Origin of the sequence: Nocardia vinacea (assembly GCF_035920345.1) — a bacterium.
GTDB classification, from domain to species: Bacteria; Actinomycetota; Actinomycetes; order Mycobacteriales; family Mycobacteriaceae; genus Nocardia; species Nocardia vinacea_A.
In genome coordinates, this window is record NZ_CP109149.1 from 9,800,519 (window position 1) to 9,823,193 (window position 22,675).

The window sequence follows — 22,675 nt, forward strand, 5'->3', positions numbered from 1 at the left end:
CCGACCTGTCGGTGGGGCGGCGTAGATTCCGGTGCGTGAGCACCGAGAACACCACTGTGGCCGCCGGGGGAGGCGCGGTGGGGTCCGCGTCCGTGCGCACGGCTCGGCGGTGGGTGCTGCATATCGATATGGATGCCTTCTTCGCCTCGGTCGAACAATTGACCCGGCCGACGCTGCGCGGTCGCCCGGTGCTGGTCGGTGGCACCGGTGGGCGCGGTGTGGTCGCGGGGGCGAGCTATGAGGCGCGGGTATTCGGTGCGCGCTCGGCCATGCCGATGCATCAGGCTCGGCGGTTGGTCGGGTTGACCGCGGTGGTGGTGCCGCCGCGCGGCGCGGTCTACAGCGTGGTCAGTGCGCGGGTGTTCGACGCACTGCGCAGCCGGATCCCGGTGCTGGAGACGCTGTCGTTCGACGAGGCGTTCGGTGAGCCCGCCGAGTTGGTGGGCGCGACCGTCGAGCAGGTGCGCGAATTCTGCGAGGAGTTGCGTGCGCTGGTGCGGGAGCGGACCGGGTTGGTCGCCTCGGTCGGTGCGGGCACCGGTAAGCAACTGGCCAAGATCGCCTCCGGTATGGCCAAACCCGATGGGGTGCGGGTGGTTTCGCCGGATGAGCAGCAGCAACTGCTGGCCGGGCTGCCGGTGCGCAAGCTGTGGGGGATCGGTCCGGTGGCCGACAGCCGCTTGCGTTCGCTCGGTATCGAGACCGTCGGCGCCTTCGCGGCGCTGCCGGAATCGGAGGCGGTGTCCATTCTCGGCGGCAGCGTTGGCGCGGCGCTGCACCGGCTGGCCCGTGGCATCGACGACCGGCCGGTCGCCGAGCGGGCCGAGGCCAAACAGATCAGCGCCGAGAACACCTATGAAACCGATATCGTCACGCTGGCCCAGCTGCGTCCGGCAATCGAGACGATGGCGGCGTCCGCGCACCGTCGTCTGGAAAAGGACGGGCGGGCGGCACGCACCGTGGTGCTGAAGCTGAAGAAATCCGATATGAGCATCGTGACCAGGTCGTTCACGCTGCCGTACGCGACGACCGAGCTGGCCACACTGACGACGGCGGCGCAGCGCTCGGCCATTGATCCGGCCGAGCTCGGGCCGATCCGGCTGGTCGGAGTGGGTTACGGCGGGCTGTCGACGGTCCGGCAAGAGTCGCTGTTTCCGGAGCTGGATCAGGCGCCGGTCGAGGACGGCGGCGTCTGGGAGGGCGACACGCCGCACTCCGAAGGTTGGGGCGCACAGGCGGGGCCGTCCGCAGCTGCGGACGGTGCCACAGAGCTCGGCGCGGGTGCGTTGGTCGGCGCGGTAGGCGTCGAGGTGGGAGTAACCGCGACATCCCCGGTCCCCGCGACCACACAGCCGAGCGTCGGTGCAGCTCAGGACGATTCGTCGATGCGGAGCGCGATGTTGTGGTATCCCGGACTGGATGTCACGCACCCCGAATTCGGGCACGGGTGGGTGCAAGGAGCCGGGCTCGGGGTGGTTACTGTTCGGTTCGAGACCAGCTCGACAGGGCCCGGTCCGGCGCGTACCTTTGCCGCCGACGACATCAGTCTGTCCCGGGCGGATCCGCTCGGCAGTCTCCGCTGACAGGTAGCCTTGGTCATTCGTGCAGCGTTGCCGATTCGGGTGACGGCTGCCGTTGGTGGACGACATGTACCTACTCGAACGCAAAGGACGAGCAGTTGAAGCTTCGTAAGACTGGACGCATCGCCATCGCCGCCCTGGCCGTCGTCGCCGCACTCGGCATGACCGCCTGCAGCGATGACAAAGACAGCAAGCCGGCCGCGAAGACCAGTACCAGCGCCCAGGCCTCGGCCAGCGCGAACGCGAACACCAATCTGCCGCCGGTGCCCTCCGTCGCGGAACTGAACACGCAGCTGCAGCGTGCCCTCGATCCGTCGATCCCCAGTTCGGAGAAGCTCGACGGCGTGCAGGGCGCCGAGGCCGATCCGGAACTGCCGAATCGACTCGCCGAGGCCGCCAAGGGCGCCAATGTCACTATCACGGTCACCGATGTGACCAGCTTCGGCGACAGCGTCAATGCCAAGGCCAAGGTCTTGCTCAACGGCCAGGAGAACCTTATCGACGTGCCGTTCGTCGCAGAGAACGGCAAGTGGAAGATCCAGAAGGCCTGGGCCTGCACCATGCTGACCAACCTCGGCCAGCAGTCGGTGGCCTGCAGCTGATAGACCAGCGGTCGCGGCCGACCCGGTGTCGGCCGCGCCAGCTGTGTGCTTGCTGAGAATCAATGCCGCACGCCGGCAAGAACTTTCGTTTGAAATAGTTACCGTTAGGATCAGGCCCCGTGGCTGACACGATGGTGTGGGCGGGGCAGCCGTCCGTCGAGGAATCCGAACTCGGGACGGCACAATCGAAGACGCGGAGGGGTTGGGCCGGGCCGGTCGCGCTGATCGCGGGTCTGCTGGGCGCACTGTTCGCGGTGGCAGTGCCACTGCTGCCGGTGCGGGTGGACGCGGCGACGCTGACCTGGCCGCAGGTGGTTTCGGCGCGCAGCATCGAGGCGCCGCTGATCTCCTATGCGCCATTGACTTTCGACGCCACCCTGCCGTGCACGGCGATCAACCAGCTCAGCGCCAAGGGCGGCACCCTCGCGGCGACCGGACCCGATGGCGCGCCGGACCTCGAACGCTACGGATTCGTCGCCCGCGTGCGCGCCGGGGCCGACACTCCGGCGCGGCTGGATGTCGTGCTGCGCAATCAGGCATTGCTCAGCGTGCCGGTGGCCGAACTGGTTTCGGGCTGTGAACTCACCGTGCACGCCGACAACGCCAGTGCGACCGCCACCCTGGTCGGATTCGAAGCGCCCGGATTCCCGGTGGTGCTCAATGGCGACTACCGGCCGCAGATGGTGGGCATCTTCAGTGATCTGGCCGCGGCCGACGGTGCGCGCGTCACCGCCGAACTCGACACCAGGTTCTCCTCGACGCCCACTCCGGTGAAGCGCGCGGCGATCTGGCTCGCGGTGCTGTGCACGATTGTGGCGCTGGTCGCGCTGTATCGGCTCGATCGGCTGGACGGTCGGCGGGTGCGTCGCTTCCTGCCGCAGCGCTGGTGGACGTTCACGCTGCTCGATGCGGTGGTGCTGGGCACCATGGTGGTCTGGTACCTCATCGGGTCCACCACCTCCGATGACGGCTATCAGTTCGGTATGGCCCGTGCGTCGGGTGTCGCGGGCTACATGGCCAACTACTTCGCCTACTTCGGGGTGCCCGAAAATCCGGTCGGCACACCGTATTACGACCTGATTCGGATCATGACGGAGATCAGCACCGCCAGTCCGTGGGTGCGGCTGCCCGCGCTGTGCTGCGGTGTGCTGATGTGGCTGCTGCTGAGCCGCGAGGTGGCGACCCGGCTCGGGGTCACGGTGCGACGCAACCGCGTCGCGATGTGGACCGGTGCGCTCGGCTTCCTGACTATCTGGCTGGCCTATGACAACGGGCTGCGTCCGGAACCGCCGGTCGCGCTGGGGCTGCTGCTCACCTGGTGCCTGGTCGAACGTGCCATTGCCACGCGGCGTTTGTTGCCCGCCGGATTCGCGATCCTGGTCGCGGCCTTCGCCTGTACGGCCGGGCCGTCGGGTGTGATCTGTATCGCGGCGCTGCTGGCGGGCTTGCGGCCGGTCGCGCGAATCGTCATGGACCGCACCGGGACTCGGGGATCATTGCGTGCCCGGGTGGTGGGCTATGCGGTGCTGCTCGCCCCGCTGCTGGCCGCGGGCATCGTGGCGCTGGCGATCATGTTCGCCGATCAGCCGTTGGCGGCGATGTTCGAGATGAAGCGGATTCACCACATCGTCGGCCCGGATGTCGAGTGGTTCAACGACTATCTGCGCTATCAGTACCTCTTCCAAGGCGAGACCGACGGCTCGGTCGGCCGCCGGATCGGTGTGCTCGCGATGTTCGCGGGGCTCATCGTGTGTGTCATCGTCCTGCTGCGCAAGGGCGGTCGGATTCCGCTGCTGGCTGCGGGACCGACCCGGCGCATTCTCGGTGTCACCGTCGGCGCGCTACTGCTGATCATGGTCACGCCGACCAAGTGGACCCATCACTTCGGTGTGTACGCGGGCGTGGCCGGTGCCGTCGCCATGGTGACCGCGATGGCCGTCGCGCCAAGGGTTTTGCGGGCGCCGCGCTATCGTGCGCTGTTCGCCGCGGTGGTGGCGTTCCTGCTCGCGCTGGTGTTCTCCGGGCCCAACAAGTGGTGGTACGTCTCGTCTTACGGCATTCCGTGGTGGGATAAGCCGCCGGTGATCGCCGGTATCGAGCTCAACAAACTGTTCCTGCTCGCTGCCGCCGCACTGCTTGCCGTGGCCGCGTGGTGGCATGTGCGGGCACCGGAACCCGGTACCCCGCATCGGGTTTCGCGTCTCGCGTGGCGGGTGTCGGTGCTGCCCCCGCTGACCATCGCGCTGGCCCTGCTCGTGGTCTGGGATGTCGGCTCCTTCGCCAAGGCGGCTGTGGCCCAGGGCCCTGCGTTCTCGCTGGCGCGCTCGAACATCGAGGCGCTGACCGGGAAGACGGCGGGTCTGGCCGGTCATGTGCTGGTGGAGACCGATCCGAATGCGGGCATGCTGCGCCCGCTGACCGGCGATGCGGTGAGCACGCTGTCGGGTACCGGCACCGGATTCACCGGGGCGGGCGTGGCCGCCGATCTGCGTCCCGACGACGATTCGAGTCCGACCGGCAGTATCGCCGACGCGTTGAGCAGTAAGTCCGCCTCGGAGAACACCGCCGGAACCGCCACCGCCGCACTGCCTTTCGGACTGAACCCGGCGACCACGCCGGTACTCGGCAGCTACGGCTCCGGTGACGCGGGCCCCGCCGATCTGACCACGGGTTGGTACCGGCTTCCGGAACCCGGTGACCGCAATGGCATTATCGCGCTGACCGCGGCGGGCCGGATCCGCTCGGTGGACGCCGACGGCATCGTCACGCCGGGCCAGACCCTCGAAATCGAATACGGCGCAACCGATTCCGAGACCACCGCGCAGCCCACGGGCAAGGTCGCCCCGATCGATATCGGACCGGCGCCGTCCTGGCGCAACCTGCGCGTACCGTTCAGCGAAATCCCCGCTGGCGCAGACGTTATCCGCATCGTCGCCGTCGACCGCGACCGCAATCCCAAGCAATGGCTGGCCGTAACCCCGCCGCGGGTGCCCCAGACCAGAACGCTGAACGATGTTGTCGGCTCACAGGTCCCGGTTCTCACCGACTGGATGGTGGGCCTGCAATTCCCCAACCAGCGCCCCTACGACCACCGCGACAATATCGCCGAGGTCCCGGCGTACCGCATCCTTCCGGACCGTCCGGGTGCCGAGATCACTACCCTCTGGCAGAGCCACGACGGCGGCGGCCCGCTCGGCTGGTCCAATATGCTCCTGCGTCCCCGCACCCTGGCCACCTACCTGGACCAGGACTGGCGGCGAGACTGGGGCGAACTCCAACAACTGGTCCGCATCGATCCCAAGGCCGACCCTGCGAAACCCGAAATCACCCAGCAGGACCACTCCGGCCTCTGGACGCCGGGCCACATCAATACGTCGTACTAGCGGTTGCTGCTGTTGGTCGCTATGCGGGTGGCCAAGGGGGTCAGGTCGGCGGCGGTGAAGCCCGGGTAGCCGTGCAGGAGTTGACGCCAGTGGTGCGGGATGGCGGTGGCGCCCCAGCGGGCGCCGAGGAGGCCGCCCGCGATGGCGGCGGTGGTGTCGGTGTCGCCGCCCGCGCGGACACAGAGTTCGAGTGCGCGCGGGAGGTGGTCCGAATCGGAGGCGTCGGCGGTGGTGATGGCCCACCAGGCGGTCTGGAGGGCGTGCACGACCCAGCCGTTATTCGAAAAGTCTTGCGGACCACCGGCTTCGGCCTGGTCGAGCAGGTGGGTCCAGTAGGCGGCGCTCGGCGAGGCGTCGACGAACTCGCGGACACCGTCGAAGGTTCCGGTGAGCACGGCGTGCCGGATGGCGTAGGTCCAGATCTTGCAGGCCTCGATCGCCTGCTGGTCGTGATGGGTGAGCGCGCCGATCGCACCGGCCATGCGGACGCATTGGTCCGCTTCGCCGAGATAGGCGAGGGCAACGGGGGCGGTGCGCATCAGCGAACCGTTGCCGCCGGTCTTGCCGTGCAAGGACATTGCCTGCACCTGCATCTCCCGGGCCGAGCGCGGGCGCACCGAGAGCACGGCGCGGGTCTGGATGCCGATATCAGGTGGATCGGAATCGAACCACTGGACGAATCCGGCTGCCACCTCGTCGAGATCGATGCCGGGCCCCTTATCGGCCGCCAGTGCGATGGCGATCGCCATCGATGTGTCATCGGTCCATTGTCCCGGTGCCCACCGGCACGGCCCGCCACCGATCATCTCGATCGCGACTTGCGGTCCCGGCCACGTGAATTCGTAGCCTGCCCCGAGCGCATCGCCCGCCGCGGTGCCGAGCAGCACACCCGCCGCTCGATCCAGTTGCGCATCGTCCAGCATCAAGAAACCTTCCGCCGCCTGCGGTTTTTCGCGGTCAATGTACCCGAGGGCATGGGCTGTTCCGTCCTGTCGAACTCGACAAGCGATCGCGTGGAAAACTGTGCCCTCACTACGAAGCCATAGCTGGGAAGGGCAGATCAGTGACGATCTGTTGAACTGGCCGGTTCGGGCTGCGTGGTCCTGGCCCGCCGCCGGCCGCGCACCAGCGCGTCGGCGGTGAAAATCGCCAGCGCCGCCCAGATGAGCGCGAAACCGGCCCACCGCGACGCGGGCATCGGCTCATGCGCGACGGCCACGCCCCAGGCCATCTGCAGCGCGGGCGTGAGGTACTGCAGCAGTCCCATGGTCGAGAGCGGAACCCGTTGCGCGGCAACGGCGAACAGCAGCAGTGGCAGCAGGGTGACCGGGCCGGTCGAGATCATCAATCCGGAATGTGCGATGCCACTGGCGAATTCACTGTGTCCGGTCAACGCGAATACGATCACGAAGACCAGCGCGAACGGTGCGGCGACCAGCCCCTCGGCCGCGATCCCGTGCAGCGCGTCGAGCGGAATCACCTTCTTCACCAGCCCATAGGTGGCGAATGAGCAGGCCAGCGCGAGCGCGATGAGTGGCGGTCTGCCGTAGTCGAGGGTGAGCACGGCGACCGCCGCCGCACCCAGCCCGAGCGCCGCCCACTGCGCCCTGGCCAACCGCTCACGGAAGATCAGCACGCCGAACGCCACTGTTACCAGCGGATTGATGAAGTACCCCAGCGCACACTCCACCACATGCCCGGAGGTGACGCCGTAGACGTACACGCCCCAGTTGATCGATAGCGCCGCGATGGCCACTGCCGCCATCCGCCAGGTCCGCGGTGCGATTCCGCGCAGCCCACCGAGCTGCCCGGTTATCGCCAGCACGACCAGCACCAGCACCAACGTCCACAGAATCCGCTGTGCCACCACTTCGGCCGGGTTGGCGAAGGCCAGCAACCCGAAGTACGCCGGAAACAGCCCCCAGATCAGAAATGCGCCTGTACCGAACACAACACCCGGGACCGCCCTGCTTCGCTGCACCCTACCGACGGTAGTTCTCGGTAGCCTGGCGGTCATGTCGATTACCGTGCCCCATACGGCCGTCACCGGGCTGACCGCGGCGGAGGTCGAGCAACGTCGCCGCGACGGGCTGACCAATGACGTGCCGGATCGGGCGAGCCGATCCGTACGCGACATCGTCCGCGCCAATGTCTTCACCCGGATCAATGCCATCCTCGGTGTGCTGTTCATCCTGGTGCTGGCGACCGGCTCGATCATCGACGGCATGTTCGGCCTGCTGATCATCGCCAATAGCGCGGTCGGCATCATCCAGGAGGTCCGCGCCAAGCGCACCCTCGACCAGTTGGCCATTGTCAGCCAGGCCAAGCCGACCGTGCGCCGCGACGGACAGTCGCACGAGGTGGCGCCGAAGGAGGTCGTCCTCGACGATCTGATCGAGCTCGGCCCCGGCGACCAGATCGTGGTCGACGGCACGGTCGAGGAGTCCGCACTGCTCGAGGTCGACGAATCGCTGCTCACCGGCGAAGCCGATCCGGTGGACAAGCCGATCGGCGCGTCGGTGATGTCGGGCAGCTACGTCGTCTCCGGTTCCGGCGCCTACCGTGCGACGAAGGTCGGCCGGGATGCCTACGCCGCCAAGCTGTCCGAAGAGGCGAGCAAGTTCACGCTGGTCAAGTCCGAATTGCGCAGCGGTATCGACACCATCCTCAAGGTCATCACCTATCTGTTGATCCCGGCGGGTCTGCTGAGCATCTACAACCAGCTGGTCTCCAGTAAGGAGTCCTGGCGGCCCGCGGTCACCGGTATGGTCGCGGCCCTGGTGCCGATGGTGCCCGAGGGCCTGGTGCTGATGACCTCGGTCGCCTTCGCGGTCGGTGTGGTGCGACTCGGCAGGCGCAAATGTCTGGTGCAGGAGTTGCCCGCCATCGAGGGCCTGGCCCGCGTCGATGTGGTGTGCGCGGATAAGACCGGCACGCTCACCGAGAACGGGATGCGCCTGTCGGATATCAAGACGCTCGGCACGTTCGACGATGCCGAGGTACGACAGGCCTTGGCCGCCATGGCCGCCGACGATCCGCGCCCGAATGCGAGCGTGCAGGCCATCGGTGAAGAGCTCACCGCCAAACCGAATTGGCAGCACACCGCGGTCGCGCCGTTCTCCTCGGCGAAGAAATGGAGCGGGTTCTCCTACGGCGAGCACGGCGACTGGCTGCTCGGCGCACCCGATGTGCTGCTCGACCCGAGTTCCGAAGATGCCCGTGTCGCAGAGGAACTCGGGTCCTCGGGCCTGCGCATTCTGCTGCTGGCGCGCAGCGACCGTCCGGTCGATGCCGCCGACGCACCGGGCGTCGTCGACCCCGCGGCCCTGGTCGTACTCGAGCAGAAGGTGCGCCCCGATGCCCGCGAAACCCTCGATTACTTTGCCAGCCAGCAGGTTTCGATCAAGGTGATCTCCGGCGACAATGCCGTGTCGGTCGGTGCGGTCGCCTCCTCGCTCGATCTGCGCGGCGGCGATCACGCGGTCGACGCCCGCGAATTGCCCGAGGATCATGCCGCACTCGCCGACGTGCTCGAACGTGAGACCACTTTCGGCCGGGTGCGCCCCGATCAGAAGCGAGCCATGGTGGGCGCCTTGCAATCTCGCGGGCACACCGTCGCTATGACCGGTGACGGTGTGAACGATGTACTGGCGCTGAAGGATTCCGATATCGGTGTGGCCATGGGTTCGGGCAGTCCGGCCACCCGCGCGGTCGCCCAGATCGTGTTGTTGGACAACAAGTTCGCCACACTGCCGTATGTGGTCGGCGAGGGCCGCCGGGTGATCGGCAATATCGAGCGGGTCTCGAATCTGTTCCTCACCAAGACCGTGTACTCGGTGCTGCTCGCCTTCCTGGTCGGCCTCGCCGGTGTCGGCTCGCAGATCTTCGACTACGAACCGATCGGATATCCGTTCCTGCCAAGGCATGTCACGATCGCGGCCTGGTTCACCATCGGCATTCCGGCCTTCATCCTCTCGCTGGCTCCGAACAATGAACGCGCCCGCTCCGGATTCGTATCGCGCGTTATGCGTTTGGCGATTCCGTCCGGTGTGGTGATCGGCGTCGCCACCTTCGTCGCGTATCTGATCGCCTATGCCGGACCGCATGCCACCCCCGAGCAGAAGGAGCAGGCGGGCACCACCGCGCTCATCACCCTGATCATGATCGCGGTGTGGGTCCTGGCCATCGTGGCCCGGCCGTACGTGTGGTGGAAGGTGGTACTCGTCGGCGCATCGATCCTCGCCTATGTGCTGTTGTTCACAATCCCGTTCACCAGGCATTTCTTCAAACTCGACCCCTCGAATATCGAGCTCACCACCGCGGCGTTCATCTGCGGCGGCGTCGGCATCGTGCTTGTCGAGGCCGCCTGGTGGATCGCCGCCGCAGTTCAGGGCGAGAAGCACACGCTACTCCCGAGCTCACCGGGCGGGGGCGCCTGAACAATTGGACGCCTGACCCGCCGCGCCGCGAGATGCCTTGTGCGAAGCGATTATTCAGGGTTGGAGTACCTTCTCGACTATGGAGGTATTGCTGCATCAGATCGACGCGTTCGCCGACGCACCGTTCTCGGGCAACCCGGCCGCGGTCATGCCGCTGTCGACATGGTTGCCGGACGAGCTGTTGCAACATCTGGCCGAGGAGAACAACCTCGCCGAGACCGCCTTCTACACGTCGCAATTACCCGTCGCGGCGGGCGGTCCACCCGGGGAGTGGCCTGCTGTCCACCTGCGCTGGTTCACCCCGACCCGGGAGGTCGATATGTGCGGCCACGCGACCATGGCGACGGCCGTGCAGATTCTCGAGGACATCCATCCCGGCGAGGACCGGGTGAGCTTCTTCACGCGCAGCGGCTGGCTACACGTCGACCGCACCGATGACGACGAATACGTACTCGACCTACCCGCGCTGGAATCCAAGGAGGTCGCGCCCGATCCCGCGCTGGTCGATGCACTCGGCGTCCGTGCGGTGCGTGCCTACACCGGATTCGACGAGGTTATCGTGGTGGGTTCCGAACGTGAAGTGCGCGAGGCGCGGCCGAATTTCGCGGCCTTCCCGCCGCTGGCATTCGACGCGGTGATCACCGCACCCGGCGATACCGTCGATTTCGTCTCCCGGGTCTTCGGTCCGGATCTCGGCGTGGTCGAGGATCCGGTCACGGGATCGGCGCACGCACAGCTGGTTCCGCTGTGGAGCCGCGAATTCGGCCGCGCCGAACTCAGCGCCCGTCAGCTGTCCCGGCGCGGCGGCAGGCTGCGCTGTGAACTCGCGGGCGACCGGGTACTGCTCATCGGCCGCTGCCGCCGGTACCTGGATGGCGTTGTGGCACTGCCGGATGACGGTTACTGATCCGGGACGGCGCCGTCATCCGTACCGGGCAGCGCGATGTCCTCGTACTCCGGCAGCAGCGGAACGATCGCGAAACTGGTGGCGACCGCATCGGCGGGCAGGGCCTGTACCGCGCGGATTCCGTTCTGGGCCGCCAGATCTCGGAGTTGAGGGAGCGGTCCGCGGACGACGAGACCGACGGTGCAAGCGCACCCGGCGCGCAGTCGACCCGCCGACACCGCATTGATGCGGTCGGTGCGTTCGTCGGCCGCGTGCTGAGCCAGTAGTTGCCAGGCGGCGTTATCGGCGGACGCCACGGCTACCGCATTTCCCGCGGGCAGTTGAACCGTGACGATCGGGGTGTTCACCCGCGGGATCGACACATGGTGGCTTGCCGTGGCAATGCGCAGGCCGCCGCTGTGCGCCGGAATCTGATCCGGGGTGAGGGGTTCGGTGAACGAGACCAGGGCCCAGTGCTCCTCGGTATCCGAACCCGACAGCGAATCCTGTGCCCGCGCAAGATAATCCGCCACATGCTCACCCCGTTCCGGCCCGAGCCGGTCGGTCGAAATGCCGGACGGTCGCGGGGGATTCAGCACACCGAGCACCACGATCAGCACGACGAAGCCGACCGCCCCGACGGCAATGGCAATGCGGCGCAATGTTTCAGGCATTGCGCAACACGTTGAGTGCGTTCTTCAGATCATCCGGATATTCGCTGGTGATCTCCAGATACCGGCCGTCGGCCGGATGGCTGAATCCCAGCGAACGCGCGTGCAGCCATTGCCGTTCCAGCCCCAGCCGCTCCGCCAGCCGCGGATCCGCGCCATAGGTGAGATCACCGCAGCAGGGGTGCCGGATCGCGGAGAAATGCACCCGGATCTGGTGGGTGCGCCCGGTTTCCAGATGAATATCGAGCAGGCTGGCCGCCTGGAATGCCTCGACGGTGTCGTAGTGGGTAATGCTCGGGCGTCCGTCCGCGGTGACCGCGAACTTCCAGGCATCGCCGCGGGCCCGGCCGATCGGTGCATCGATGGTGCCGCTGCTCGGATCCGGATGTCCCTGTACCAGTGCGTGATAGCGCTTATCGATGGTGCGCTGTTTGAATGCGCGCTTGAGCACCGTGTACGCGTGTTCGGACTGCGCGACCACCATGACCCCGGAGGTGCCGACATCGAGCCGGTGCACAATGCCCTGCCGCTCGTGCGCGCCCGAGGTCGAGATGCGATAGCCCGCCGCGGCCAGCCCGCCGACCACCGTCGGCCCGGTCCAACCGACGCCGGTATGCGCCGCTACGCCGACCGGCTTGTCGACCGCGACGATGTCATCGTCGGCGTAGAGGATCTTCATACCCTCGACCGGCTCGGGCTCTATGGTGAGTTCGCGCTTCGGTTCCGGGAACTCGACCTCCAACCAGGCACCCGCCACGAGCCGATCCGATTTGCCCGCGGCGACGCCGTCGAGCTGCACCGAACCCTCCTCGGCCAGCGCAGCCACGGCGGTGCGGGAAAGACCGAGCAACCGAGATAGCCCGGCGTCGACGCGCATCCCGTCGAGTCCGTCGGGTACCGGCATGGTCCGTGTTTCTCTCATGCCTCCACCTCGCTGGCGCTCGGTTCCGGCATGAGCGAAGCTCGCCGTGACATGGTTCGCTCGCTCACGCCGCATTCCCCTTGCTGCCGGCCGCACCGTTGGCGCCGTTGTCCGAGGGCTCGCCCGGCTCCGCGGCGGTTTCGGTGGCGGTCTCTTCGGAGTGGTCGTGTCCGGCGCGCGTGCCGTCGGGTTCGAAGCCGAAGACCGTCAGCACCACCAGCAGGATCGCGCCGCACACGATCGAGGAGTCGGCCAGATTGAATACCGGCCACCAGCCGACGGCGATGAAGTCCACCACATGTCCCTGTAGTGGTCCGGGCGCGCGGAACAACCGGTCGACCAGATTGCCGAGCGCGCCGCCGAGCACCATGCCGAGCCCGATTGCCCACCACAGCGAGCGCAGCGTGCGGCCGATACGGATCACCCCGATCACCACGGCCGCGGCGACCAGGGTCAGCAGCCAGGTCATGCCGGTGGCCATCGAGAATGCCGCGCCCGGGTTGCGTACCAGCGACAATCGCGCGAAATCGCCGATGATCGGCACCGGATCGCCCGGGGTCAGCTCGGCCACGACAATGGTCTTGGTGAGCAGGTCCAGTCCGAGCAATACCGCGGCGATGATCAGCAGCGTGCGTAGCCGCAGCGGTGCGGCGGGCTTCCCCGGATCAGCGGTCGGGGTCGGATTTTCTGCGTCGTCACTGGGTGGCGTCGCGCTATCGGCGGACTTGTCCTCGGGCGGCCGGTCGTCACTCACGCCGACCATCATCTCTCGAGTAACGATTTGCCCGACGCACGCGGTCACCTGCATGTCCCAGCTGACACTCAGGAAGCGGTCGTACTCTGATGCTCGTGACGGTGTTGTCTTCCTCCCACGTACCCCGAATCGCGCGCTCGGGTGTGCTGCTGATGGTGCTCGCGGTCGGACTGTCCGCGTTCGGTGTCGGCTGTAGCGACGGTGCCGAGTCGCGTGTCGAATCCGACAGCACCGAGCCGGTCGGCATCGGCAAGGAAGTGACCGTGCCGATTTCGGCCGCGGTCACCACCGTCGTCTCGGCGGGTGAAGAGCCACGATCGCTGCTGCGTCCCGGCTATCCGGCGGGCACGGTGCAGCAGGTGACGCTGCGCACAGATCACCACATCGAGCAGCAGATAAATGATCAGCCGCCGAGCGATTTCTCCTCGCCCGCATTGACGATTCCGATGACGGCGCAAACCGATGGTGACGGCGTCGAGTTGACTCTCGGCACCATTTCCACCCCGGATCCGTCGCTGGCGAAGGCGCTCACCGCCGCCGACGGTTCGCACGCCGGATTCGATATGAGCGAACTCGGCGCGATCACCGCGCTGCGGCTCGCCCCGGCACCGGACACCTCCAATAACGCCCGCGCGGCCTTGGAACAGGCCTTCTACCAGGCGGTCTACCGTTCGATCACCTTTCCCGACCAACCGGTCGGTGAAGGTGCGGTGTGGACGGTGCAGCAGGAGGTCGACGGCGGTGTCGCCCTCGATCAGGTGACCACCGCGACGCTGACCAAGCGCGAGGGCGACCGGCTGACCATCGAACTCGAGGTGACCCAGAAACCGAAGTCGCAGGTGTGGTCGCTGCCCAATAATGCGGGCACCCTCGATATCAAGGATTACGTCATGCAGGGCTCGGGCACGATCACCGTCGACCTGGGCCTGCCGCTGCCGGTCGCGGGCTCGATCACTGTCGGCGGACACCAGGCCTACCGCGACCCGCGCAGCGCGAGCATGCTGCAGCAGACGATCAATACGCAGGTCACCTGGAACGAATGAGTCCGTAGCTGTTTGCGCCGATCAGACATGTCGCCCTCGGGTGAGGAATAGGCTCGCACCTGTCCGACAAACGCCTCGATCGGAGGTATCCCATGTCCGATGTGAAACCGATCCCCGAGGGTTATCCGGTGGTCTCGCCGGGATTGGCAATCGATGGGGCCGCTGCCGCCATCGACTTCTACAAGAATATTTTCGGCGCATCGGAACGGATGCGCATGCCTGGTCCGGACGGCAAGATCGCACACTGCGAACTCATGTTCGGCAATTCGCTCATCATGGTCGGTGATCCGGCCCCCGATATGGATTTCCTCGACCCGAAGACGGTCGGCGGCACGCCGGTCAATCTCTACGTCTATGTCGAGGACGCTGATGCGGCCTTCAGCGCCGCCCTCGCCGCGGGCGCTAAGGAGCTCACCCCGATGACCACCCAGTTCTACGGTGATCGCAGTGGTGCGTTCGAGGATCCGTGGGGCCACCGGTGGACCGTGGCCACGCACGTCGAGGATGTGCCGCCGGATGAGATGGACCGGCGGATGGCCGAATTGTTCGGCGGGGCCTGAGCGTTTGTGCGATCAACCGCGCGGTCGGTGTGCCGCGCGGCCGATAGCGCACTGGTTACCCCAGCACGATCGAGTCACCCTCGACGTGAACGGAGTTCGGGGCGAGCGGCTGGGTGGCCGGGCCGTTGACGACCGAGCCGTCGAGACCGAATTTGCTGCCGTGGCAGGCACAGTTGATGGTGCCGCCGGAAACCGTCGCGACCTTGCACCCCGCGTGTGTGCAGGTCGAGGACAGGCCGACGAAGGAGCCGGCATTCGGCTGGGTCACCACCACATCGCCCTTGATCACACCACCGCCGACCGGCACCTCGGCGGTGGAGGCGATGGCATTCGGCTGTCCGGCGGCGACATTCGGTCCGGTCGATCCGGCGGCGGCCTTGGGGGGTTCGGCCGCGGGGGCGTCGGTCTTGCCGTAGGTGGTGCATGCGGTCAGTGCGGCCATGGCGGCCACCGCCCCGGCGCCCGCGATTACGACGTGGCGGCGGTCGAGGACGAGATCATCGTTGGTCATATCGGACTCCGATCAGAAGGTGATGCCGTTGTGCTGGAAGAACCACAGGGCTGAGGTGAGCCAGAGGCCGGTCAGCCCGGCGAGTACCAGGCCGCCCGCGACCGGAATGATCCAGCCGGGCAGGCCCTTTCGGGTCAGTAGCAGCATCTTGGCGACGAATGCTCCGTAAAAGAAGCAACCGAGCAGGGAATGGATGAGTACGCGGTTTTCGTAGTCCTGAAAACCCAAGGCGAACAGGCAGTGCACGGCGACCGGGACGGTGACGAGTACGGCGAGTCGGCCTGACCAGACATGCGCAGGTGCGATCCAGGACGGGGTCTTCGGGAAGATCGCGCCGAGCTTGCCATACATGGTCAGCGCCGAAACCAATTGGAACAGCGCGAGTGCGGTGGCCAGGGTAGCCAGCCAGGTCTTCACCGCGACCGGACTGGAGAATCCGGCGACATTGATCGAAAAGAACCGTGGCTCATGCTGTTTCGCGTAGACGCCGAGCAGTACCGAAACTGCCGCGCCGACGAGCAGCGGAATGATGATGGCCGCCGCCGACGCTCGGCCCGGATTCACCCGTACCGTCGGCGCTTCTCGATCAGCCGACACTGTCACCACCACTTACCTTGTTCGCGGTGACCTTGTTGCCGTTGACGATGGCCGTCACGTCCGGCGCGAGGCCGACGGCGGGGGTGGTGGAGCCGTCGGGATTGCGTTGGACGCCGGTGACGCCGCCGTTCGCATCGACGATCCAGCTCTGGCGGGTGCCCGCCTCGCTGTAGACATACAGTCCGGCGGGTGGTTGCACCGGATTCGCGGTGTAGCTCCACTGCTTGCCGCCGATCCAGAGCGTCCCGCGCACCGCCTTGCCGTCGAAGGTGCCGGTCAGTTTCGCGTCGTCTTTGCCGGCCAGCTGCAAGGACCCGTTCGTGGCGGGACCTCGTAGCCAGGACTCGATGCTCTTGCCGTCACAGGCATATGCGATGGCCTTGTCGCCCGCGACGGTGATCTCGAGTGTGATGGTGCCGCCGGAGGCCAGCGGGATGGTGCCCACATAGTCGGCCTTGCCGGGGAAGGGAACAGCCGCGGTGGTGGTCGGTGGCGGCGTCGTGGGCGCGGTCGTGACCACCGCATTCGTATTCGCAGTGGATGGTTCGGTGTCCTTGGACATATTGATGACCAGTAGGACGAGGCCGAGTACGGCCACTGCCGCCAGGGTGAGCCACGGTCCGAGTCGTTTCATAGGGTCTCCTCGATATGCGGCCGCCAGCACCGCTGTTCGAATTGTCTACGTGGCAGACCCGGGAGCGGTTCAAACGGGGCATTCGCGGCAGCCGACCCACGGCGTGTCTCGACTGAGACGTGAAGCGGCGGACCCGGTCCCCCTCATCGTCGTGGTGGCCGGGTCCGCCGCTGGGGGGCGGCGCCTATCCGCGGGCGATGGCCTCGAAGACCTTCGGATCGACGAGGGTCGACGTATCGCCGAGTTCTCGACCCTCTGCGACATCGCGGAGCAGGCGGCGCATGATCTTGCCGCTGCGGGTTTTCGGGAGTTCCGGGACGATATGGATCTCCCTCGGTCGGGCAATTGGGCTGATCTCCTGGGAGACAGCGGCTTTCAGTTCACCGATCAGCGCATCGCCGGAATTGTGCGCGCCCGCGGTGAGAATGACGAAGGCGACGATGGCCTGTCCGGTGGTCGCATCGTTCGCGCCGACCACCGCGGCCTCGGCGACAGAGGCATGTCCGACGAGCGCGGATTCGACCTCGGCGGTGGAGATCCGGTGGCCGGACACATTCATGACATCGTCGACCCGGCCGAGTACCCAGAGGTCGCCGCCGGCGTCGAACTTGGCGCCGTCACCGGCGAAATACCAGCCGCGGTCGGCGAATCGGTCCCAGTATGTCTCGCGGAACCGGTCCATATCACCCCAGATACCGCGCAGCATCGAGGGCCACGGTTGATCCAGTACCAGCAGTCCGGAGCTGCCGTGCGCGAGTTCGGCGCCGTCGTCGTCGACGATCTTCGCGGAGATGCCGGGCAGCGGGGTCATGGCCGCACCCGGTTTGGCCGCCGTCACACCGGGCAGCGGGGAGATCATGATGGCGCCGGTCTCGGTCTGCCACCAGGTATCCACGATGGGAGTCCGATTGCCGCCCAATACCTCGCGGTACCAGCGCCAGGCTTCCGGATTGATCGGTTCGCCGACGCTGCCGAGCAGTCGCAGTGAGGACAGGTCGTGCGCGTCCGGAATCTCGCGACCCCACTTCATGAAGGTCCGCACCAGGGTGGGTGCGGTGTAATAGATGGTGACGCCGTACTTTTCGATGATATCGAAATGCCGGTGCTCATCGGGGGAGTTGGGGGTGCCCTCGTAGACGACCTGGGTCGTGCGGTTGGCCAGCGGTCCGTAGACGATGTAGCTGTGTCCGGTGACCCAGCCGATATCGGCGGTGCACCAGTAAACGTCTTGTCCCGCTCGATGATCGAAGACGTTGTGGTGGGTGTAGGCGGCCTGGGTGAGATAGCCGCCGGTGGTGTGCAGGATGCCCTTGGGTTTTCCGGTGGTGCCCGAGGTGTAGAGGATGAACAGCGGATGTTCGGCGTCGAAGGCCTGCGCCTCGTGAGCGGGGGATGCGTCGGTGACGGTGTCGTGCCACCACAGATCGCGGCCCTCGGTCCACGGCACCTCGATGTTGGTGCGCCGCACCACGAGTACGTGCTCAACGGTGTGCTCGCCATCGGTAAGCGCCTCGTCGACGGCGGCCTTCAGCGGTGCGGCGGTACCGCGCCGCCACTGGCCGTCGGTGGTGATCACCAGTCGGGCCCCGGCATCGTCGACCCGCTGGCGCAGGGCAGTCGGCGAGAATCCGGCGAATACCACCGAATGGGTGAGCCCGAGCCGGGCACAGGCCAGCATGGCGACGATCGCCTCCGGCACCATCGGCATGTAGATGGCGACTCGATCGCCGGTTCGCAGCCCTAGCTCGGTGAAATAGTTTGCCGCCCTGGATACTTCGGCGAGCAACTCGCCGTAGGTGATATCGCGAGAGTCGCCCGGTTCGCCCTCCCAGTGGATGGCCACCTGCTCGCCGTATCCGTCGAGTACGTGCCGGTCCACGCAGTTGTAGGCGACATTGAGTTTGCCGTCGACGAACCATTTCGCGACCGGTGCGTCGCTCCAGTCGAGGACCTGGGTCCACGGCTGATGCCAGTGCAACCGCCGAGCCTGTTCGGCCCAGAACTCCAGCTGATCGGCGGCGGCGCGATCGTACAGTGCCGCATCGGCATTGGCGCTCGCGGTAAATGCCGCATCCGGCGGGTAGGTGGTCGGGTCGGTGGTTGCACTGGTCAACGTCGATCTATCCTCTCGAAACAACAAGGGCGGCAAGCTCAGTCGGATGTGGTCAGTGCACGACCGCCTTCTCCGCGCCGACACCGGTGAGCGAGCGAACCTCCATCTCGGCCTGCTTCGCCGGATTCTCCGGCTTGCGCCCGCCGAGGAAGGTACCGACCACACCGAGTACGAAAGCCAGTGGAATGGAGACGATTCCCGGATTCGACAGCGGGAACCAATCGAAATCCGAGCCCGGAATCATCGAGGTCTTCGTCCCGGATACCGCGGGGGAGAACACGATCAGCACAATGGTCGAGATCAGGCCGCCGTACATGCTGAACAGAGCGCCGGTGGTGTTGAACCGCTTCCAGAACAGCGAGTACACGATGGTCGGCAGATTCGCCGCCGCCGCGACCGCGAAGGCCAGCGCCACCAGGAAGGCGATGTTCTGGCCGTTGGCCAGGATGCCGAGGCCGATGGCCAGCGCACCGATCACCACCGCAGTGATCCGGGATACCCTGACCTGCTTGTTCTCGTCGACCTGCCCCTTCTTGATTACGCTCGCGTAGATATCGTGCGCGAACGATGCCGATGCGGTGATGGTCAGGCCCGCGACGACCGCGAGGATGGTGGCGAAGGCGACCGCGGAAATAATGCCGAGCAGGATTACGCCGCCGAGTTCGAAGGCCAGCAGCGGCGCCGCCGAATTCTGCCCGCCCGCCGCGGCGAGAATGCGATCCGGTCCGACAATGGCGGCCGCACCATAACCGAGCACCAGGGTGAACAGGTAGAACGCACCGATCAGGCCGATCGCCCAAACCACCGATCGCCGTGCCTCTTTCGCGGTCGGCACGGTGTAGAAGCGCATCAGCACATGCGGCAGACCCGCGGTGCCGAGCACCAGTGCCAGGCCGAGCGAGACGAAGTTCAGCTTGGAGGTCGCGGTGCCGCCGTACTGGGCGCCGGGAGCGAGCACGTCACGGGCGGCCACGCCCTTGGTCTTGGAACCGTGCACCGCATCCTGTGCCGAGCCGAGGATGTCGGAGAAGTTGAAGCCGAACTTGGCGAACACCATCACCGTCATCAGCGCCGCGCCGGTAATGAGCAGCACCGCTTTGATGATCTGCACCCATGTGGTGCCCTTCATGCCGCCGACCAGCACATACACGATCATCAGCACGCCGACGACGGCAATGACGATGCTCTGCCCGGTCTTATCGGAGATATCGAGCAGCAGCGCGACCAGACCGCCCGCGCCCGCCATCTGCGCAAGCAGATAGAACAGTGAGACCGCGAGCGTGGTCAGCGCGGCGGCGGTGCGGACCGGACCTTCTTTCAGTCGGAAGCTCAGCACATCCGCCATGGTGAATTTGCCGGTGTTCCTGAGCATTTCGGCGACCAGCAGGAGTGCGACCAGCCAGGCCACCAGGAAGCCGATCGAGTACAGGAACCCGTCGTAGCCGTATACCGCGATGGCGCCGGCGATGCCGAGAAAGCTTGCGGCGGAAAGGTAATCGCCCGCGATGGCGATGCCGTTCTGCGGGCCGGTGAAGCCGCGGCCGCCGGTGAAGTAGTCGGCGGCGGTGCGGTTATTGCGGCTGGCCCGGATCACCACGATCATCGTGATCGCCACGAACAGGCCGAAAATGGCGATATTCGCGGCGGGATTGCCGACCTTCTCGGCGGCGGACAGGTATTGCGTACTCACGCCTGGTCTCCCTCGAGGTAGTTGCGGATCGACGCGGCGCGCGGATCCAGTTCCCTATTGGCGAACCGGACATACAGCCAGGTGATCACGAACGTCGAGACGAATTGCCCGAGGCCGAGCAGCAGGCCGAGATTGATATTGCCGATGACCTGGGTGGCCATGAAGTCGTGCGCATAGGCGCCGAGCAACACATAGCTCAGGTACCAGACCAGGAACAGTGCGGTCATCGGAAAGATGAAGCGGCGCAACCGGCTTCGCAATTCCTGGAACTGGGGACTCGACTGGACGGCGGCGAAATCCTCCGCTGTCGGCGTGCGCCGCGGTGGCGTGCCATCTTTGTCGAGGTCGATACTGGTCATCGCAGGGTCCTAGCGTGTGACGTGACTTACTGTCCGCCGACCATAAGGGGACCCTCGTGAGGGATTCATGATGTGGCGTGGATCACTCTGTGAAGGCGCCGGTTTGTGCGGTGAACGGTCGGCTGGCCGCGACGAACGGTCAGCGGCTGAGCCCGATGGCACGCTCCCGGTCCGCGCCCATACCCAGCCGCTCCGGCGCGTGCATTCGAACGAAGATGCGCCCGATCGTGCGGGCGCTCTGACCGCGTGTAAGCACGCTGACCAGGACCATCGATGCGAATGCCAGCGGTACGCTGAGCGCCGCCGGATAGCCGAGGACGGCCGCGAGCCAGCCGTCTGCGAGCTCGTCGGAGATGCCGCCGGTCACCGAAACCGCGGTCGCACCGCCCGCTGCCAGACCACCCACGATCAGTCCGGTGGCCGCGCCCTTGGCCGTCAGACCGCGCCACCAGATGCCGAGCACGAGCAGCGGACACAATGTCGAGGCCGCGACCGAAAAGGCAAGGGCGACAGTGCGGGACAGGTCCAGCGAGACCACCATGATCGAAACACCAAGGGGCACAGCACCGGCGAATACTGCGGCTGCCCGGAAGTCGCGAATCCGTCCACGCAGCATATCTGTGCTGAGCACACCCGCGATGCTGACCAACAGCCCGGACGAAGTGGAAAGAAACGCCGCGATCGCACCCGCCGCGGCCAGTGCCGCCAGCAGTTGTCCAGGCAGGCCCGCCAGCACTGATCCGGGCAGCAGCACCACGGCGGCATCGGAGGTGCCGGTGATCAGCAACTGCGGCACGTACAGCCGCGCGAAAACCCCCAGCAGAATGGGGAAGAGGTAGAACACCCCGACCAGGCCGATCACCGCGAGTGCGGTCGTGCGCGCCGCGCGGCCATCGGGATTCGTATAGAACCGCACCAGTACGTGCGGAAGTCCCATCGTGCCCAGGAACGTGGCGATGATCAGCGAATACACCTGGTAGGTGGGATGGGTGCCGCCGAATCCGCCGCCGGGCGCCAGCCAGGCCGCACCGTCCGTCGGCGCTCCGGCCACCACCGGGACGGTGGAGCCCGCCTCCAGGGTCAGTTCGGTGCCCGCCGCCAGTTCGTGTGCGCCGGGTGTGAGCAGGACCGGACCGTCCACCGTGCGATCGTCGAGCGTTCCGGTGATCGAAACCTGTTGCGGTGCACTGACCTGCACCACCACTCCGGTGCTGACATCCACCGTGGTGCGCTCGGCGACCACCGGGGGAGCGGGGGTGCCGAGTTCGCGATCCTCGGCCAGGAAATGTCCGAGCAGCACCAGCGCCGGAATCGCCACCGCGGTCAGCTTCAGCCAGTACTGGAAGGCCTGCACCAGCGTGATCGACCGCATGCCGCCGCCGGCCACATTCGCGATGATGATCGCGCCCACCGCCACCGCGCCGACCCATTTCGGCACATTCAGCAAGATGTGCAGCGTGAGCCCCGCGCCCTGGAACTGCGGAATGAGATACACCCCGCAGACCAGCACCACAACGACCGCCGCCAGCCTGCGCAGCCGCAGCGAGCCGAGTCGGAACTCCGCGAAATCGGGCACGGTGTACGCGCCCGACCGGCGCAGCGGCGCGGCGACGAACAGCAGTAGCCCGAGATATCCGGCGGTGAACCCGACCGGATACCAGAGCGCGTCCGCGCCGTATTTCGCGATCAGTCCCGCGACCCCGAGAAATGAAGCGGCCGAGAGGTATTCGCCGGAGATCGCCGCCGCATTCCAGCGCGGCCCGACGCTGCGTGAGGCGACCAGGAAGTCGGAGGTGGTGCGCGCCAACCGAACACCGTAGACGCCGATCGCGACCGTGGCGAGGGCCGCGAACAGTAGCGCGAGCACCGTGAGCGCTGGGGCCGTCGCCGTGTTCACGGCATCCCCCGATCTGTTCCGGCATCCGGTCGGC

19 protein-coding genes are annotated in these 22,675 nt (G+C 66.5%); 7 read left to right on the forward strand and 12 right to left on the reverse strand.

Annotated elements, in window-relative coordinates; translation table 11 throughout:
* Positions 1 to 128 precede the first annotated feature (128 nt).
* The 3 genes from OIE68_RS44495 (at position 129) to OIE68_RS44505 (ending at position 5,565) form a co-directional block, all read left to right on the forward strand.
* A complete protein-coding gene (locus OIE68_RS44495) occupies positions 129 to 1,583 on the forward strand; it encodes a DNA polymerase IV (RefSeq protein ID WP_419150855.1) in 1,455 nt (484 codons plus the stop codon).
* A 95-nt stretch (positions 1,584 to 1,678) separates the two neighbouring features.
* Positions 1,679 to 2,182: a hypothetical protein gene (locus tag OIE68_RS44500; protein ID WP_327096880.1), complete on the forward strand. Its 504-nt coding sequence runs from the start codon at positions 1,679 to 1,681 to the stop codon at positions 2,180 to 2,182.
* 131 nt (positions 2,183 to 2,313) lie between these two features.
* The gene (locus OIE68_RS44505; RefSeq protein WP_419150856.1) at positions 2,314 to 5,565 is read left to right on the forward strand and encodes an arabinosyltransferase domain-containing protein; all 3,252 of its coding nucleotides are present in this window, start codon (positions 2,314 to 2,316) and stop codon (positions 5,563 to 5,565) included.
* On the opposite strand, the gene OIE68_RS44510 is transcribed toward OIE68_RS44505, so the two are convergent.
* Together OIE68_RS44510 and rarD are read right to left on the reverse strand one after the other, a co-directional pair.
* Complete coding sequence (locus OIE68_RS44510; RefSeq protein ID WP_327096882.1) at positions 5,562 to 6,488, reverse strand: ADP-ribosylglycohydrolase family protein; 927 nt, start codon at positions 6,486 to 6,488, stop codon at positions 5,562 to 5,564. The two genes, OIE68_RS44505 and OIE68_RS44510, sit on opposite strands and share 4 nt — an antisense overlap.
* Before the next feature lie 137 nt (positions 6,489 to 6,625).
* On the reverse strand, positions 6,626 to 7,582 hold the full coding sequence (rarD, locus tag OIE68_RS44515; protein ID WP_419150653.1) for an EamA family transporter RarD: 957 nt from the start codon (positions 7,580 to 7,582) through the stop codon (positions 6,626 to 6,628).
* Here rarD and OIE68_RS44520 point away from each other — a divergent pair.
* Positions 7,581 to 10,004, forward strand: a complete 2,424-nt coding sequence (locus OIE68_RS44520; protein WP_327096884.1) for an HAD-IC family P-type ATPase — start codon at positions 7,581 to 7,583, stop codon at positions 10,002 to 10,004. The two genes, rarD and OIE68_RS44520, sit on opposite strands and share 2 nt — an antisense overlap.
* Before the next feature lie 79 nt (positions 10,005 to 10,083).
* The gene (locus OIE68_RS44525; RefSeq protein WP_327096885.1) at positions 10,084 to 10,911 is read left to right on the forward strand and encodes a PhzF family phenazine biosynthesis protein; all 828 of its coding nucleotides are present in this window, start codon (positions 10,084 to 10,086) and stop codon (positions 10,909 to 10,911) included.
* On the opposite strand, the gene OIE68_RS44530 is transcribed toward OIE68_RS44525, so the two are convergent.
* From OIE68_RS44530 to lspA, 3 genes are all read right to left on the reverse strand, one after another.
* Positions 10,905 to 11,564, reverse strand: coding sequence for a hypothetical protein (locus OIE68_RS44530; protein ID WP_327096886.1), 660 nt, complete (start codon positions 11,562 to 11,564; stop codon positions 10,905 to 10,907). The two genes, OIE68_RS44525 and OIE68_RS44530, sit on opposite strands and share 7 nt — an antisense overlap.
* Complete coding sequence (locus tag OIE68_RS44535; RefSeq protein WP_327096887.1) at positions 11,557 to 12,483, reverse strand: RluA family pseudouridine synthase; 927 nt, start codon at positions 12,481 to 12,483, stop codon at positions 11,557 to 11,559. The genes OIE68_RS44530 and OIE68_RS44535 overlap by 8 nt, the downstream gene beginning before the upstream one ends.
* Positions 12,484 to 12,547: 64 nt before the next feature.
* Complete coding sequence (gene lspA, locus OIE68_RS44540; RefSeq protein ID WP_327096888.1) at positions 12,548 to 13,249, reverse strand: signal peptidase II; 702 nt, start codon at positions 13,247 to 13,249, stop codon at positions 12,548 to 12,550.
* Positions 13,250 to 13,326: 77 nt separating this feature from the next.
* Between lspA and OIE68_RS44545 the strand changes: the two genes are divergently transcribed.
* Together OIE68_RS44545 and OIE68_RS44550 are read left to right on the forward strand one after the other, a co-directional pair.
* Positions 13,327 to 14,280: a hypothetical protein gene (locus OIE68_RS44545; RefSeq protein WP_327096889.1), complete on the forward strand. Its 954-nt coding sequence runs from the start codon at positions 13,327 to 13,329 to the stop codon at positions 14,278 to 14,280.
* A gap of 92 nt (positions 14,281 to 14,372) precedes the next feature.
* Positions 14,373 to 14,840, forward strand: a complete 468-nt coding sequence (locus OIE68_RS44550; RefSeq protein WP_327096890.1) for a VOC family protein — start codon at positions 14,373 to 14,375, stop codon at positions 14,838 to 14,840.
* Between the two features lie 55 nt (positions 14,841 to 14,895).
* Here the strand turns inward: OIE68_RS44550 and OIE68_RS44555 are convergent, their stop codons facing one another.
* The 7 genes from OIE68_RS44555 to OIE68_RS44585 form a co-directional block, all read right to left on the reverse strand.
* Positions 14,896 to 15,351 (reverse strand): Rieske (2Fe-2S) protein, encoded by a 456-nt coding sequence (locus OIE68_RS44555; protein ID WP_327096891.1) that lies wholly within the window; start codon positions 15,349 to 15,351, stop codon positions 14,896 to 14,898.
* Between the two features lie 12 nt (positions 15,352 to 15,363).
* Positions 15,364 to 15,948 carry a DUF6529 family protein gene (locus OIE68_RS44560; protein ID WP_051181874.1) on the reverse strand — a complete coding sequence of 195 codons (585 nt, stop codon included), beginning with the start codon at positions 15,946 to 15,948 and terminating at the stop codon, positions 15,364 to 15,366.
* On the reverse strand, positions 15,938 to 16,582 hold the full coding sequence (locus OIE68_RS44565) for a hypothetical protein (RefSeq protein WP_327096892.1): 645 nt from the start codon (positions 16,580 to 16,582) through the stop codon (positions 15,938 to 15,940). Before OIE68_RS44565 ends, OIE68_RS44560 begins: the two co-directional genes overlap by 11 nt.
* Before the next feature lie 184 nt (positions 16,583 to 16,766).
* Complete coding sequence (acs, locus tag OIE68_RS44570; RefSeq protein ID WP_327096893.1) at positions 16,767 to 18,695, reverse strand: acetate--CoA ligase; 1,929 nt, start codon at positions 18,693 to 18,695, stop codon at positions 16,767 to 16,769.
* 52 nt (positions 18,696 to 18,747) lie between these two features.
* On the reverse strand, positions 18,748 to 20,385 hold the full coding sequence (locus tag OIE68_RS44575) for a cation acetate symporter (protein ID WP_327096894.1): 1,638 nt from the start codon (positions 20,383 to 20,385) through the stop codon (positions 18,748 to 18,750).
* On the reverse strand, positions 20,382 to 20,744 hold the full coding sequence (locus OIE68_RS44580) for a DUF485 domain-containing protein (RefSeq protein WP_327096895.1): 363 nt from the start codon (positions 20,742 to 20,744) through the stop codon (positions 20,382 to 20,384). The genes OIE68_RS44575 and OIE68_RS44580 overlap by 4 nt, the downstream gene beginning before the upstream one ends.
* A gap of 139 nt (positions 20,745 to 20,883) precedes the next feature.
* Positions 20,884 to 22,641: a cation acetate symporter gene (locus OIE68_RS44585; RefSeq protein ID WP_327096896.1), complete on the reverse strand. Its 1,758-nt coding sequence runs from the start codon at positions 22,639 to 22,641 to the stop codon at positions 20,884 to 20,886.
* Between the last annotated feature and the right edge of the window lie 34 nt (positions 22,642 to 22,675).

What these genes read in the sequence shown, in the direction of transcription:
- OIE68_RS44495 (WP_419150855.1), top strand. Translation starts at nt 129, where the DNA reads ATGGATGCCTTCTTCGCCTCGGTCGAACAATTGACCCGGCCGACGCTG.
- OIE68_RS44505 (WP_419150856.1), top strand. Translation starts at nt 2,314, where the DNA reads ATGGTGTGGGCGGGGCAGCCGTCCGTCGAGGAATCCGAACTCGGGACG.
- OIE68_RS44510 (WP_327096882.1), bottom strand. Translation starts at nt 6,488, where the DNA reads ATGCTGGACGATGCGCAACTGGATCGAGCGGCGGGTGTGCTGCTCGGC.
- OIE68_RS44520 (WP_327096884.1), top strand. Translation starts at nt 7,581, where the DNA reads ATGTCGATTACCGTGCCCCATACGGCCGTCACCGGGCTGACCGCGGCG.
- rarD (WP_419150653.1), bottom strand. Translation starts at nt 7,582, where the DNA reads ATGACCGCCAGGCTACCGAGAACTACCGTCGGTAGGGTGCAGCGAAGC.
- OIE68_RS44525 (WP_327096885.1), top strand. Translation starts at nt 10,084, where the DNA reads ATGGAGGTATTGCTGCATCAGATCGACGCGTTCGCCGACGCACCGTTC.
- OIE68_RS44530 (WP_327096886.1), bottom strand. Translation starts at nt 11,564, where the DNA reads ATGCCTGAAACATTGCGCCGCATTGCCATTGCCGTCGGGGCGGTCGGC.
- OIE68_RS44535 (WP_327096887.1), bottom strand. Translation starts at nt 12,483, where the DNA reads ATGAGAGAAACACGGACCATGCCGGTACCCGACGGACTCGACGGGATG.
- lspA (WP_327096888.1), bottom strand. Translation starts at nt 13,249, where the DNA reads ATGATGGTCGGCGTGAGTGACGACCGGCCGCCCGAGGACAAGTCCGCC.
- OIE68_RS44545 (WP_327096889.1), top strand. Translation starts at nt 13,327, where the DNA reads ATGCTCGTGACGGTGTTGTCTTCCTCCCACGTACCCCGAATCGCGCGC.
- OIE68_RS44550 (WP_327096890.1), top strand. Translation starts at nt 14,373, where the DNA reads ATGTCCGATGTGAAACCGATCCCCGAGGGTTATCCGGTGGTCTCGCCG.
- OIE68_RS44555 (WP_327096891.1), bottom strand. Translation starts at nt 15,351, where the DNA reads ATGACCAACGATGATCTCGTCCTCGACCGCCGCCACGTCGTAATCGCG.
- OIE68_RS44565 (WP_327096892.1), bottom strand. Translation starts at nt 16,582, where the DNA reads ATGAAACGACTCGGACCGTGGCTCACCCTGGCGGCAGTGGCCGTACTC.
- OIE68_RS44580 (WP_327096895.1), bottom strand. Translation starts at nt 20,744, where the DNA reads ATGACCAGTATCGACCTCGACAAAGATGGCACGCCACCGCGGCGCACG.